14 protein-coding genes are annotated in these 14,636 nt (G+C 43.4%); 12 read left to right on the forward strand and 2 right to left on the reverse strand.

The genetic code is table 11. From position 1 onward, the window contains the following. The first annotated feature begins 504 nt into the window (after positions 1-504). Together NSQ25_RS01595 and NSQ25_RS01600 are read left to right on the forward strand one after the other, a co-directional pair. Positions 505-933, forward strand: a complete 429-nt coding sequence (locus NSQ25_RS01595; protein WP_024424361.1) for a cell wall hydrolase — start codon at positions 505-507, stop codon at positions 931-933. Positions 934-1,052: 119 nt separating this feature from the next. After that, entirely contained in the window at positions 1,053-1,832 is a 780-nt protein-coding gene (locus tag NSQ25_RS01600; protein ID WP_034283207.1) for a glucose 1-dehydrogenase, read from the forward strand. 20 nt (positions 1,833-1,852) lie between these two features. Here the strand turns inward: NSQ25_RS01600 and NSQ25_RS01605 are convergent, their stop codons facing one another. Next, positions 1,853-2,893 carry an acyltransferase family protein gene (locus NSQ25_RS01605; RefSeq protein WP_061110419.1) on the reverse strand — a complete coding sequence of 347 codons (1,041 nt, stop codon included), beginning with the start codon at positions 2,891-2,893 and terminating at the stop codon, positions 1,853-1,855. Between the two features lie 210 nt (positions 2,894-3,103). Next, positions 3,104-4,096, reverse strand: coding sequence for an LLM class flavin-dependent oxidoreductase (locus NSQ25_RS01610; protein ID WP_061110418.1), 993 nt, complete (start codon positions 4,094-4,096; stop codon positions 3,104-3,106). Positions 4,097-4,510: 414 nt separating this feature from the next. Here NSQ25_RS01610 and NSQ25_RS01615 point away from each other — a divergent pair, with 414 nt between their 5' ends. From NSQ25_RS01615 to NSQ25_RS01660, 10 genes are all read left to right on the forward strand, one after another. Next, positions 4,511-5,113: a TerD family protein gene (locus NSQ25_RS01615; protein WP_326136083.1), complete on the forward strand. Its 603-nt coding sequence runs from the start codon at positions 4,511-4,513 to the stop codon at positions 5,111-5,113. 20 nt (positions 5,114-5,133) lie between these two features. After that, the gene (locus tag NSQ25_RS01620) at positions 5,134-5,715 is read left to right on the forward strand and encodes a TerD family protein (protein ID WP_039176267.1); all 582 of its coding nucleotides are present in this window, start codon (positions 5,134-5,136) and stop codon (positions 5,713-5,715) included. 39 nt (positions 5,716-5,754) lie between these two features. Then, positions 5,755-6,333: a TerD family protein gene (locus NSQ25_RS01625; protein ID WP_007498343.1), complete on the forward strand. Its 579-nt coding sequence runs from the start codon at positions 5,755-5,757 to the stop codon at positions 6,331-6,333. A gap of 139 nt (positions 6,334-6,472) precedes the next feature. Continuing rightward, complete coding sequence (locus NSQ25_RS01630; protein ID WP_034283214.1) at positions 6,473-7,252, forward strand: TerC family protein; 780 nt, start codon at positions 6,473-6,475, stop codon at positions 7,250-7,252. Between the two features lie 99 nt (positions 7,253-7,351). Beyond that, entirely contained in the window at positions 7,352-8,539 is a 1,188-nt protein-coding gene (locus NSQ25_RS01635; protein ID WP_034283217.1) for an HpcH/HpaI aldolase/citrate lyase family protein, read from the forward strand. Continuing rightward, positions 8,529-9,860 (forward strand): phosphoribosyltransferase family protein, encoded by a 1,332-nt coding sequence (locus NSQ25_RS01640; RefSeq protein ID WP_046313743.1) that lies wholly within the window; start codon positions 8,529-8,531, stop codon positions 9,858-9,860. Before NSQ25_RS01635 ends, NSQ25_RS01640 begins: the two co-directional genes overlap by 11 nt. Then, positions 9,853-10,962, forward strand: a complete 1,110-nt coding sequence (locus NSQ25_RS01645; protein ID WP_041116548.1) for a cysteine protease StiP family protein — start codon at positions 9,853-9,855, stop codon at positions 10,960-10,962. Before NSQ25_RS01640 ends, NSQ25_RS01645 begins: the two co-directional genes overlap by 8 nt. Next, the gene (locus NSQ25_RS01650; protein WP_120208450.1) at positions 10,959-11,774 is read left to right on the forward strand and encodes an HAD family hydrolase; all 816 of its coding nucleotides are present in this window, start codon (positions 10,959-10,961) and stop codon (positions 11,772-11,774) included. Before NSQ25_RS01645 ends, NSQ25_RS01650 begins: the two co-directional genes overlap by 4 nt. Before the next feature lie 70 nt (positions 11,775-11,844). Next, on the forward strand, positions 11,845-13,461 hold the full coding sequence (locus NSQ25_RS01655) for a YceG family protein (protein WP_326136082.1): 1,617 nt from the start codon (positions 11,845-11,847) through the stop codon (positions 13,459-13,461). A gap of 14 nt (positions 13,462-13,475) precedes the next feature. Beyond that, entirely contained in the window at positions 13,476-14,570 is a 1,095-nt protein-coding gene (locus NSQ25_RS01660) for a toxic anion resistance protein (RefSeq protein ID WP_034283225.1), read from the forward strand. Positions 14,571-14,636 lie beyond the last annotated feature (66 nt).

The raw sequence follows: 14,636 nt of genomic DNA on the forward strand, positions 1-14,636 counted from the left end.
ATGATGAATTTCATTGAAAAGCTGTAGTTCATATCGTTCTTTTTGCACAAAAAGAAAAATACTGTATGTTTTTTACTGTAGAATGAAGCGAAAGTACTGTCAATACCTCAGTGCGTTTCTGAGGTTGATTGGCTTCAAGTAGTAAAAATGACACTAAGTTGAGAGGAGAAACTTGTAATTTATTATTTGATATCTCCTGTAGAAACTCAACATTTTATATTTTAAGGTTTTGAGTCGGATTATTGAATAGGTTCAAATGACTGTTTTTGAAGATGATGTCGCAATTAGAAGGATTTTTATGACTTGTAAATGAGTATATAGTAATGAATATTTCTTCCTGTTATGTATATGGTCACTTGGTTTGAGTGTTGTTGGCAGCGAGACACATGTCCAGCAAATTTAGACAGGCTGCCGACACTGAACATGCTTTTTCATGTAAAAATGGCAGTCATCTACACAGAAACACTACATAAAATAAAAGAGAAACGAACTGGAGGTGGATATATGGCAGTGGTAAGAGCGACAAGCTCTGATATTGATTTAATGGCCAGACTGCTGAGAGCAGAGGCAGAAGGTGAAGGGAGGCGAGGGATGCTGCTCGTAGGAAACGTGGGCATCAATCGTTTGCGTGCCAACTGCTCTGACTTTAAAGGGCTGCGTACGATTCCACAAATGATTTATCAGGAGCATGCATTCGAAGCGGTCACGCATGGTTACTTTTATCAACGAGCACGAGAAACGGAAAAAACACTTGCGCGGAGAAATATTAACGGAGAACGTTTTTGGCCGGCAAAATTCAGCCTTTGGTATTTTAAACCGCCTGGCGATTGTCCGGCGACTTGGTACAATCAGCCGTTTGTGGCAAGGTATAAGTCGCATTGCTTTTATCAGCCAACCGCCGAAACGTGTGAAAATGTCTATAACACCTTTTAGCTTGATGAAACGCACAATCCTCTTAGAGTACGAATACAGAGGGTTGTGTTTTTGTTTTTTCCAAAATGGGTAACCATTGTGTATCAACAAGATGAAGCACGTGAATGGAGGAAATAAAGATGTATCAAGATTTAAAAGGGAAAACAGCCATTGTCACAGGCTCTTCAAAAGGAATTGGACAAGCGATCGCATTGCGGTTTGGACAAGAGGAAATGAATGTGGTTGTGAACTATAAAGGCGATGAAGATGGAGCTGAAGAGACCGTACAAGCCATTCAGAAGCACGGAGGTGGGGCGGTGAAAGTACACGCAGATGTCTCCAAAGAGGAAGGCATCCAAGCCATCATGGATACAGCACTGGAGCATTTCGGTACAGTAGATGTATTCGTCAATAATTCAGGCTTCAACGGCGAAGAAGCGCTGCCGCATGAGATGACGCTGGAGCAATGGCAAAACGTCATCGATGTGAATATCACAGGTGCATTTTTAGGCGCAAAGGCTGCGCTCGCCTATATGATGGAGCATGACATCAAAGGGTCCATTTTAAACATTTCCAGTGTCCATCAGGAAATTCCGCGCCCGTTCAACGTTCATTATTCCACTTCAAAGGGCGGAATGAATATGATGACGAAGACGCTGGCTCTTGATTATGCCGAAGCGGGTATTCGAATCAACGCGATTGCGCCGGGTACCATGGCAACCGAATCGAATGATGATTTACAGGATGAATTGAAAAAACAAAAGCAGCTTGAGAAAATTCCGATGAGAACCTTTGGTGAACCGAAGGAGATTGGGTCCGCTGCTGCATTCCTCGTTTCTAAGGAAGCGGCATATATCACAGGCACCACCTTATTTGTGGATGGCGGAATGACACTTTATCCCTCTCAAATTAATGATTAATCCAAAAAACATCCGCCTGTTCATCCGGCGGATGTTTTTTGTTCGTAGCGTTGTGCCGCTTTGGCTGTTTTGCCGAGCAGCATCGGATACTTGCTCAGGAAGGAGATACATGGCACCATGAGCAGCAATGTGCCGATCGTATAAAAAAGTGTCCAAGAGAGCTGTGCTGTATCAGCAATATTGATACCAAGTCCATAAAAAACAAATGCTTTCATGATATCGATGCCGGCAAACTGCAAGACAAGAATGACAATAGAATTTCGCCCTAGATACGTCAAAATAGGGGAAGTTTTCAATTTAAAGCTTAAATAAATCACGGCAGCTGAACCGAGCAGAGCACATGCATAGAAAATAAAGAGATCACCGTAGTCGTTGACGCGCATATCGATCCGTGAATTAAAGCTCTGCATGTAAGCCGTCAGCACAAGCAGACCTGTACATAACAGAAGGGTTGGATCTGTTTTTAATTCCACAAACCATTGCTTTGCTAAAAATCCAATTGAATAAAACACAACAGCCGTCAAGGCGACATTGGCGTTCCAAGGAAGACTTTGATCTAAAAGCAAGGTAGAGGCATATCCAGCACTTCCGCAAAGAACAGTCAGCAAGATCACGGCAGCGGGTTTTCCTTTTGTCAGACGATGCATAAAGAAAAATAAAATTTCCACTAAAAAGAGCGTTGTTAAAAACCAAATCGCTGGATTATGTGTGAGTCTTGCTTCATCTGCATTGGATATGAAAATACCTGTAAACGGAACGAAGGGATCAATATCCGTTTGTCCCTTGAATGCGAAGAAGCGGGTAACGGAGAACCAAAATACATACGTAATGATGGAGAAATAGAGATAGGGCAAGAGTAAGCTTTTGGCTTTTTTCTGAATAAATGACAGAGCAGGGGATGAGGATGATCGAAACATCATGCCTGATAGTAAAAAGAAAAGCGGCATATGAAAAGAGTAAATGAATTGCTTGAGCGAATCTGGAATGGGCACATGCGCCATGACCACGAGCAGAATGCCAATTCCTTTAGCTGCATCTACCCAATCGAGTCTCTTTTTCATGTCTGTCATCTCCTTCTTTCTCAGCGGCGTAAACCGGTCATTGAATATGTACCTCTACTATATAAAAGGTACACCTCTTATGCGTTTACAGTTCGCTAACGATTAGAAGACACATTTGCGATCAGATGACAGACGGAAGGATTTTGACATCTTGATGTTACATTTCCCATTTTTTATGACAATGTAAAAAAGAAGCCTGGAAAGCTGGCTTCAAAATAATTCTGCTATTCTCTTGAAGGAACGTTGTTTTTCAATCGGATCAAAGGAATTGTTCAGAATCATGATGTCATCCGTTTGGTAGCGGTCCATCAAGATCTGTAATTGCTCTTTCACCGTTTCCTTCGAGCCGACAATCATCCGCTGGCGGTTTTGCAGCACTTTTTTCTTTTCCTGTGTGGTGTAGTGATAGGCATTTGCTTCTTCTATAGAAGGAACGCGGCTGTCCAGTCCTTTTTCAACACGCAGCAGCCATAAATCTGTACTGCTGGCGATCCTGTCTGCTTCTTCATCTGTTTCACCGCAGATGACAAAGATGGCAAACATAGATTGTGGCTGGCTGGAAAAGACAGATGGAGAAAAGTGTGATCGATACGTCTCAAATGCTTGTGTGCCGCGTGCAGGATGGATAAAGTGGCCAAAAATATAGTTGATTCCAAGCTCCGCCGCCTGCATGGCACTATTTTCTCCCAGCCCAAGCAGCCAAACCGGCGGATGAGCATCAACAAGCGGAGCAGCTTTCACGCCTGCATGCGGATGACCAGAAGGCAGGCTGTCTGATAAGTAAAAAAGAAGGTCCTTCAGCTGGCGGTCAAACTGAGACAGGTCTTTATGCAAGCCGTCCGTCAAAGCGAGTCTCGTCCTTTCAATACCGCCCGGAGATTTGCCGACACCAATCTCAATCCGTCCAGGATAAAGGGCTTCAAGCTGCCGCGTGACCTCTGCTACTTTAAAAGGACTGTACTGAGGAAGTAAAATGCCGCCAGATCCGGTACGCAAGGTCGATGTATGAGCCGCAATATGAGCCATTAATATTTCAGGCGCTGTACTAGCGAGCCCTCTTGTGCTGTGGTGTTCAGCGAACCAATAGCGCTCATATCCAAGCGTTTCAGCCAGCTGAGCCAGCTGCGTTGTGTGAATCAATGTCTCCTGCGCTGTCTGACCTTTAGGAATGGCGACTTGATCTAATATATGAAGTGATGGCATCATCAACATCCTTTCATCAACATGCTGAATATAAGTATAAAGAAATCCATAGGTGGAAGGAAACGAAAGGGTTTATCCTTTGATCCTTTTCTTTTATCTTTTCTATATCAACATATGAAACCACATCAATACACTCCTTATCAGCAAGAGCTGTTCATCGGGAACTTTCGACAATGTTTCACATGAAACACTTCATTAACGACATGAACCATTTCCAATGTGCATCTTTCGTTAAAAAAATATAAAGTGTTTGAAACCTATCTTGAACATAGATCGTATATACTAGTAAATAGAAAAAAGAGTAAGAGGCTCCAATGTCATTTCATGAATTTTGTCGAATTTTCATGTATGATGATTTTAATAGGGTCCATCGCTTAATAAATAGATTTTTATTATGCTGGAGGAGTGATTGATTTGGCGATTACATTAGAAAAAGGTCAACGTATTGATTTAACAAAAGGGAAAACAGGGCTAACAAATATTCTTGTTGGACTTGGCTGGGACCCTGTATCAAAAGGCGGCGGATTTTTAGGGAAGCTGTTTGGCGGCGGAGGCGGCGCTGATGTTGATTGTGATGCTTCAGTGCTCATGCTGAAAAATGATAAGTTTACGGAAAATAAAGATTTGATTTATTTTGGCAACCTAAAAAGCAAATGCGGCAGTGTGGAGCATACAGGTGACAACCTGACTGGTGAAGGAGACGGAGATGATGAACAAGTCCTCGTCAACTTGAGCAAGGTGCCGGGTAATGTGAATAAATTGGTGTTTGTCGTCAACATTTATGATGCCCTTAGAAGAAACCAACACTTTGGTATGATTCAAAATGCTTACATTCGCATCGTTGATCGTTCAAACAATCAAGAATTAGTGAAATATAATTTAAAAGATGACTATGCAGGAAAAACTTCGTTAATCGTCGGAGAACTTTATCGCCAAGAGAATGAGTGGAAGTTTGCGGCGCTTGGAAATGGTACAAATGATGCGAAGCTTGCCGATATTACGAGAAACTATATTTAAACAGAAGGGAGAGGTTCCTAATGGGAATTTCTTTAGCGAAAGGCCAAAAAATTGATTTAACAAAAACGAATCCGGGTTTAACAAAAGTAGTCGTCGGTCTTGGCTGGGACGTCAATAAGTATGACGGCGGACATGACTTTGATCTAGACGCAAGTGTATTCCTTTTAGATGCGGCAGGTAAAGCAAGCTCTCCATCTGACTTTGTCTTTTACAACCAAACAACTGGCGGAGGCGGAAGTGTCGTACATACAGGCGATAACCGCACTGGCGAAGGGGACGGAGATGACGAGCAGGTCAATGTTGACCTTGCAGCTGTACCAGCAAGTATTGAGAAGATTTCATTTGTCATTACGATTCATGATGCAGAAGCACGCAGTCAAAATTTCGGACAAGTGTCTAACGCATATGTACGTATTTTAAATGCAGCATCGAATGAAGAACTCATTCGCTACGATTTGGCGGAGGATTTCTCAATTGAGACAGCCATTATTGTAGGTGAATTATACCGTCATGGCGGGGAATGGAAATTCTCAGCTGTCGGATCAGGCTATCAAGGCGGTCTTGCCCGCATTGCAACGGACTTTGGCTTAGATATCGGATAACGATAACTTCCTATTTTCAAAGACAGGAGAGATACGAATATGGCGATTCAGCTTTCAAAAGGACAACGTGTCGATTTAACCAAAACCAACCCAGGGCTGACGAAAGTGATGATCGGTCTTGGCTGGGATACGAATAAATATTCTGGCGGAGCCGAATTTGATTTGGACGCTTCGGCTTTCTTGGTGGATGCAAACAATCGTTGTCAGCAAGATACAGATTTTGTGTTCTATAATAACCTTCAGCATCCGAGCGGCAGTGTCACTCATACAGGTGATAACCGGACGGGTGAAGGAGATGGAGACGACGAGCAAATTCTCGTTGATTTCTCGAAAATTCCTGCTAACATTGATCGTATCGGAATTACAGTTACGATCCATGATGCAGAGGCGCGCAGCCAAAATTTTGGACAAGTCTCTAATGCATTTGTTCGTGTTGTAAATGAAGAGGGCGGGGAAGAATTGATTCGCTTCGATTTAGGCGAAGACTTCTCAATTGAAACAGCTGTTGTGGTATGTGAATTGTACCGACACGGAAGTGATTGGAAGTTTAACGCGATCGGAAGCGGATTCTCTGGCGGACTTGCAGCTCTTTGTCAAAATTATGGGTTAGAAGTGTAAATAAGAGAAACAAATCAATTCAAGAGGTGCTGTCAAAAGCTCATATGAGGGCCTTTCCTAAGTGAGAAAGAAACAGCGATCAAGAATAGCAGCAGGCGAAAGCCTGCTGATGCTTCTACACTTATAGGAGGAAAACCAGTTGGACATTTTGAAACATATGTTGGATACATATGCCTCGTTTTTTGATTGGCATATGTGGGCAGAGGTATTAACAGACCCTGTCTCTTGGGGGCTTATTGGGACGCTTGTCGTGCTTGAAGGATTGTTATCTGCAGATAACGCACTTGTATTAGCTGTAATGGTGAAACATTTACCAGAAAAGCAGCGTAAAAAGGCATTAACCTACGGATTAATTGGCGCTTATTTCTTCCGTTTTCTATTCATTGGCGTAGGGATGCTGCTTATTAAGTTCTGGTGGATTAAGGTCCTCGGAGCTGCTTACTTAGCATGGCTTGTTATTAAGCACTTCTGGTTAGGTGACGGCGATGATGAAGCGAAGGAACTGAAAAAAGAAGGCTGGATGGTTCGTGTCTTTGGTGTGTTCTGGGCAACCGTTATTTCTGTTGAAATTATGGACCTTGCCTTCTCGGTTGATAGTATTCTTGCAGCATTCGCTGTATCTGAGGAAGTATGGATTCTACTATTAGGCGGAATGCTTGGAATTCTCATGATGCGTACAGTCGCGCAGTTATTCCTTGTTCTCATTGACCGTATTCCAGAGCTCGAGAATACAGCGTTTATTCTCATCGGGATCATTGCGATCAAAATGGGCTTGAGTGCTGCTCACATTGAAATCCCGCATCTTGTATTCTTTGCGATTATTATCCTAGCATTTATCGGAACGTTTATTGTTCATAAAATCAATAAGAAGAAACATCAAGAAGTGACAAACGAAGCTGCGGCTTCAAAAGAAGAATAGGACGATCAAAAAGGAATGGAGTTGATTAGCGGCTCCATCCTTTTTTGAATCATCAAGTCATTTGTTCGATTTTCTCTCAACAACAGGAGGTGGCACAGCATGCGGTATTTTGAGTTTTTATCAGAGGCGAGGCAGCGCGATATTTTTTTCAAACGGCCGGGGGCGATGCATTTGATGACGCCAAGGCACGTACTTGCGCATGCATTAGGTGCTACTTTGTATATGCCTGCGACAAGACAGGATATAGCAGACATGCTGCTGTCGCAGAAATATGAAGCGCTTTGCTCTGTTGTATTTTGTTTAGAGGATGCCATCGGTGATCAAGAAGTGGAAATGGCTGAACAGAATCTAGTGGTACAACTCGCCAAACTGTCGGACAAATTAACGCATACACCTGAAATGGCTGAACAAATGCCGCTTTTATTTATCCGGGTTCGTTCGCCGAAGCAGCTGCTCAAAATGGCAGCTTTGCTTGGTTCATCTCTTCGTTTATTGACGGGTTTTGTATTTCCAAAGTGTTCTATTCATAATGCGAAGGATTATTTGGACAGCTTGAAACAGGCGTCCGCACAAACGAAGACAACGCTGTACGGTATGCCCATTTTGGAAACACCCGATTTATTAGAAAAAGAAACAAGATATACGGTGCTGTCTGAGTTAAAGCAGATCATGCTGAATGATGAAGAATATATTTTGAATATTCGTATTGGGGCAACGGATCTTTGCGGCCTATATGGCATTCGCCGTGATCGCGACACCACCATTTATGAAATCAGATTGATTGCTGATTTGATCACAGATATTATCAATTATTTTGGCCGTTCCTTTGTTGTATCAGGTGCTGTATGGGAGCATTTTGGCTCTGCGCGAAAGGAACAAAAACCATTCATCCGTGCGCTTTCTAAGGGCGGTGAGCTGTCCTTATCTGAATTCGATGACGTACAAGGTTTACTCAAAGAGACAAGACTCGATGTAGCCAACGGCATACATGGAAAGACAGTGATCCATCCAACACATCTCAAGCCAGTGCAAAGCATGTACGTTGTGACAAAGGAAGAGTACTTGGATGCATTAAGCATTCTGGAACATGCTGACGGTACAGTTGGCGTGATGAAGAGTGCCTTTTCTAATAAGATGAATGAAACGAAGCCCCATTACAGGTGGGCAGAGCACATATTAATTAAGTCAGACATTTACGGGGTGTTTCATGAAAATAGAAGCTATATCGACATACTCACAGAATCAGAAGCGGCATACGCTGAACATCTTGGAACATATGGAGGTTGAGCTTGACCTCAAAGAAGGTGCGCTCCAGCTGGAAAAAGAGCATCTTTTTGAGATGGCGGCAAGGGTGAACAAAAAAAGAGCCTTTTTATTTGTTAGTAAGGTGCTTGGAAAGCATATTCCTGTTCATCCAGTAAAACCGCTTCTTGTCTCGGGTCTTTTAGCGATGGCATATGCCAAAGCGCAAACGGGAAAGACGCCCCCGCACCAAGATCTTATCGTCGAGGCACTCAAGACGGATGATCACACGGTGTTAACGGCAGCCTATGAAACACTCAAAGAAGAAAAGCTTTCAGCTGGCAATGTGCCTGTCGTCATCGGCTTTGCGGAAACGGCAACAGCCCTTGGACATGGTGTGTATGATGTGATAGAAGGCGCATCATACATTCATACGACACGTGAACAGCTGCTGGGTCTTGATCCGTCATTGGTATTTGAAGAAGAACATTCGCATGCAACAGATCAGCTTTGTTATGCAGACGAAGCATTACTTCGCACAGACCGCCCCATCGTGTTAGTAGATGATGAAGTCACGACAGGCCGTACCAATATCAACATCATTCGTGACCTTCATGCAAAGTACCCGAGGCATTCTTATACCATTCTTTCCATTTTGGACTGGCGGACGGAGGAGCATGAGAAAGCCATGTGCCAGCTTGAAGAAGAGCTTGGAATTCACATTACATCATTGTCTTTATTAAAAGGGCAGATGATTTTTCGAGGCAAAACGCTCGATGAGCCAGCTTATTCGTATGAGATTGCGGAGCAAGAGAATCAGCCAAGTCTCTCTTTTCACTCTCTTCAATCTTTCTTTAAGCAAGTGCCGTATTCATTTTCTCATGCAGCGAATTCGGCGGGTCATTCGCCATATATACATGAAACGGGCCGTTTTGGTTTAAAGGCAGCAGATACGGAAGCGCTCGACCAAGCAGCTGCTGAAGCGGGATTGAGGCTGCGGCAGGAACGCAAAGGAAAACAAACACTCTGCTTAGGGACAGGTGAGCTGATGTATGTGCCGATGAGACTGTCTGCACACATGGGGCAAGGTGTTCTCTTTCATTCAACAACGAGAAGTCCTATTCACCCAGTCGAAAAGGATGGATACGCTGTCCAAAATGGGTTTACCTTTATGAATCCAGAGGATGCCCGAATTCAGCACTACGTGTACAACATTCCAAAAGGTGAATATGATGATGTATTTCTCTTTTTTGAGAAAAAGGTTTCTCAGGAGGCATTGCTTCCGCTTGTTCACTTATTTGCTGAGCGGCATGTGAAGCATGTGCATATTGTGACTTTATCAGACGAGGTGAAGGTGAATGGCTAATGTGTATACAAAGATGGGGAGCTATCCAGAGCAGGATGTAACCTTCTTACTCAAAGATTTATCCTCTATTGAGATGGAGAAAAGTACAGAAGAGCGGGAGCGTTCAATTCAGAGCGGTGCACATTATTCAGAAATGCTGCCAATTGAGTACAAACCAACGGCATCTTATATGACTTTATTCTATCAATCTCTTGAAGAAAGTAAGGAAAAGGTAGCAGAAGCAGTAGCTGTTGTAGCAGAACAGATTGTGAAGAAGCGAGGCTTCCAAACCGTGCTTTGCAGTTTGGCGCGTGCGGGGACACCGATCGGGGTGCTGATCAAACGATATATTCGAAAGACGTATGGTGTCGATCTGCCTCATTACAGCATCTCTATTATTCGCGACCGCGGAATAGACGAGAATGCACTGCATTATATGCTGAAAGAACATCCAGGTTTTGAAATTGCTTTTATCGATGGATGGACTGGAAAAGGTGCGATTTCGAAAGAGCTCCAAAAAGCTGTTTTTGATTTTGAAAGAAAGTATGGTGTACGTCTCTCGAGTGAGCTGGCTGTGCTGGCAGACCCCGGCTATTGTACACATGTATACGGAACGAGAGAGGACTTTCTCATTCCAAGTGCCTGCCTGAATTCGACGGTGTCTGGACTTGTCAGTCGTACGGTACTAAACAACCGCTGGATCAATGCCGATGATTTCCATGGGGCAAAGTATTATAAAGAGCTGCTCGATGAGGATGTGTCCAATCTGTATGTGGATACGATTGAAGAAGCATTTTCCAGCCTTGAACCAAATGTACAAGAGAAAGCAGAAACCATCCTTACGCAGGGGACGCCGGCAGATTGGCGGGGAATGGCATCCATTGAAGCAATCGGTCAGGAGTTTCAAATTGAAAATACCCATTTGATTAAGCCGGGTGTTGGTGAGACGACCCGCGTGCTGCTTAGAAGAATCCCGTGGAAAATCTTAATTCAGCCTGGATCTCAGGAGAAGCTGAAGCATATTTTGCTTTTGGCTGAGGACAGAGGTGTTCCTGTCATTGAATATGCCAATATGTCCTACACGTGCTGTGGATTAATTCGTCCGCTGGAGCAAACGTCATGAAGACATATGCATTTGCCAGTGATTTAGACCGGACGCTGATTTACTCACATCGAGTGCTTGAGCAGTATGCGTATGAAGGAGAGTACGATTTAGTTGAGGTGCTGGACGAAAGGCCGCTTTCCTATATGTCTGTTGAAACGAAAAAATCTTTGCATACGATTCATCAATCAGGCTGGTTCATTCCAGTGACGACAAGAACAACTGCACAGTATGAACGAATCACCTTCTTTGAGCAAGAGCTTAAACCTGAGTATGCTGTCACAACAAACGGGGGCTGTATTCTTCATCATGGCAAGCCGCTTGAGGATTGGCAGGCCATTGTTGATGAGAGACTTAGGGAGTGTATGCCAGTCAGAGAGATGCTGAGGGCGATCTCCGAGCTTCCAGTTGCGGCATGGGTGAAGCGTACCCGTACAGCAGAGGGAAGATTCCTTTATTTGATTATGAAAGAGGAGTATCTATCTCACATTCCGCTTGCTGAATTGAAGCTGTGGGGTGAGGAGAGAGGATGGCAGGTTTCTCTTCAGGGACGGAAGCTTTATTTTATTCCCCAGCCGCTTAATAAGTGGGATGCTGTTGCTTTTCTAAAGGACAGGCTGCAGCTAGAATACGTCTATGGTGCGGGTGATTCCCTGTTAGATGCGGGGCTCATTCGTCAGTCAGATATGGGCTTTGCCCCAAGACATGGAGAAGTTCTAGGCTTTGATCCAGAACTTGAGCCGACAGCAGCATCTGGCATGGCCGCAGCAGATGAAATCACCGCTTGTGTCATCGAGCAGATGATGAACGCAAAAAAGCCTTCGATTCGATAGCAGAAGTAGAAGGCTGAATGATATGATAGTAGTAGCTTTCGAGAAAATATAGGAGAAAGGAAGGAGCGGCGTGAGTTATAAAGAAATCAATGTCACCCATACACGGGCGGAGCAGGAAGCCTGGAAAAACGTGCTGAAAAAGCCGCTCCCTGAAAGAGACGGTTATGTAAAGGACGAGCATACGCTGTCCTTGCCGCGTCTCGCCGCCCGGGTCCTTGGAACTCCGCATGATGCAACCGATTATTTTATTTATTTACATGAATTATACGAAACAGACGGCATGCATATTTTAAGTGAAACACTCAATCGCCATATTGAGCCGGAGCATTTTCAAGCACTGCAGCGTATTCATTTGATTAACCAAGAAGAAAAGGGATTGTCCGTAAATCGCTTTGTGGCTTTTTTAGATGGTGAACAGCTGATTGTACGCCATCCAAACCCTGTGATGAACCGGCATATCCGTCTTTCATTGATCAAGGTGTTTGAGCATTTCAAGCAGCTGCACGAGGGTGGATTTCAGCATCCTGATTTCCGCCGGGTCCTGCTGGATGTCGTGAAGTTTTCAAATAATCATCTAGGTCCATGGCTGAAGGAAGTCAATATCGAAGAAAAAATGCCGGCTGTTATTTGGTATGGAGAGGCGAATAAAAGTCAGCTTTATTTTCTTTACTATGTCATGCTGATTGGCTGTGATGTTGTCCTATTTCATCCAGAAGGCAAGGATTCGTTCCGCGAATTAGATCCAGAAGAAAAGCTGACTTTTATTGATCAGTACCCGGGAACTTCAAAGCTTGAGCCGTTCCCTGCTGAAAAGCCTGAGAGGAAATCAACGGTGGCGTACCGCTCGACAAGAGAGCTTGAAGAGGTGCTTCACACGGAAGATTCAATGCTCTATAAGCCGTGGCAATTCAGAGATCATACTCCTCATTCCATTACACTCAAGACAACGTATGATGAGCTGTTTTTAATTGCAAAGGAACGATCCTTTATCCGCCCGAATTTCAAAGCAGACCGAGACACGATACAGATTCCAAACCTCTTTGCGAAAATGATGGGTGTCACACGAGACAAGCGTAAATACTGGGATCGCATTCACACGTTAATGGAAGGGAAAGAGACGAAGACCATTCGCCATTTTCCTTTTACGAAAGAAGTGACATCGAATTATCAATTTCATTATCAGCATGCACTTTCTTCTGCTGGAGAGATTGATCCTGACTTATTAATGAAAAGCAATGTGTGGCAGTTTTCTCATCTATATGAGGGTACGCAGCGTGCGATTGCAGAGGCGATATCTCGAATCTGTCAGCATCCGAAGCTATTAAAAGAAGGCAATGAAACCGAATTAGATGTCCGTATTTATTTATTCAAGCAGGTTCTGCATTTAAGCCAGGATCTCATTGAACTGATTCAAACCTTTGATTACGCACAAACCGTACCGAAAGTGATTTTATACCATACAGAATATAATGGTGAGCTGACTCGCTCTGATGCGGCCGCCCTGATTTTCCTAAATGAAATGGGTGTGGATCTCTTCGTATATCATCCGGCGGGATATCAGTGTATCGAACGGTATATCGATGACCAATTATTTGATACCCATTGGCTTGATGAGATGGTCATGAACCAGGAGTTTAAAGAGCCGTCCATCGTTAGAAAGTTATTTCAATCCATTAAAAACCGATAAGGAGATCAAAGCTTATGACAAATACAAACGGAAATGACATCATTTCAATTGATAAAGAGGAAATCACGATTGAGAAGGCAGACGATATTCGCGTTCAGCTTCGAAACGAACCAGAAGTGCAAAATATTGCGAGACAGATCGATGCGAAAAATCAGCTGGAACTTCTTGAATACGGAAAACAGCCGGCCGTTGAAATCTCTAAGTTCTCTGATCGTATCCTTTCAATGATGCGTTCAACAAGTGTCACTGACTCAGGAACAATGCTGACGCAGCTTGGCAAGATTATGGATCGCTTTGATAAAAATGATTTTGACGAACCGAAGGGTGGTTTGTTGTCAAAAATCTTTAAGCGCGGCGGCAGCATGATCGAAAAGATTTTTAGTAAATATCAAACCCTCGGTGCAGAGATTGAAAAAATTAATGTAGAAATTAGTAAATATAAAGATGAAATGACCAAATCGACTGTGACGCTTGAAGAAATGTATGAGCATAACATTCAATACTATATGGAGCTTGAAAAGTATGTCGTGGCCGGTCAAATGAAAATCGAAGAATTAAAGCAATTGGTTCCTTCATATGAAGAAAAAGCAGCTAGTGGAAACCAGCTTGCGCAGATGGAGCTTGATACGCTTCGTAATGGCATTCAAGCGCTTGAAGAGCGTGTGTATGACCTTGATATGGCAAGAATGGTGGCGCTTCAAACAGCACCGCAAATCCGTTTGCTTCAGCGCGGGAATACGAAATTAATCGGGAAGATCAACTCTGCCTTCATCATCACGATTCCAATTTTCAAAAATGGGATCATTCAAGCTGTTACAGCGAAGAGACAAAAGCTTGTGGCTGATTCTATGAGTGAGCTGGATAGAAGAACAAATGAAATGCTGAAACGAAATGCTGAAAACATTTCAAGTCAAAGTGTGGAGATTGCCAAATTATCTGGCCGTCCAAGCATCGACATTGAAACGATCGAATCTTCCTTTAATACAATTGTACAAGGGATGAAAGAGACGAAACAGATCGAAGAAGAGAACAAGCGATTACGCGAAGATGGAACAAAACGTATGCTTGAGCTTCAAGATAATATTAAGCGGGCTGCCCTGGAGTCCTAAAAAAACAAGCTGTCTGTAACTAAAGTTGCAGGCAGTTTTTTTATGAATTTAAATAAAATTTGAGAA

It is taken from the genome of Bacillus sp. FSL R5-0512, from assembly GCF_038593295.1.
Classification (GTDB): Bacteria; Bacillota; Bacilli; order Bacillales; family Bacillaceae; genus Bacillus; species Bacillus safensis.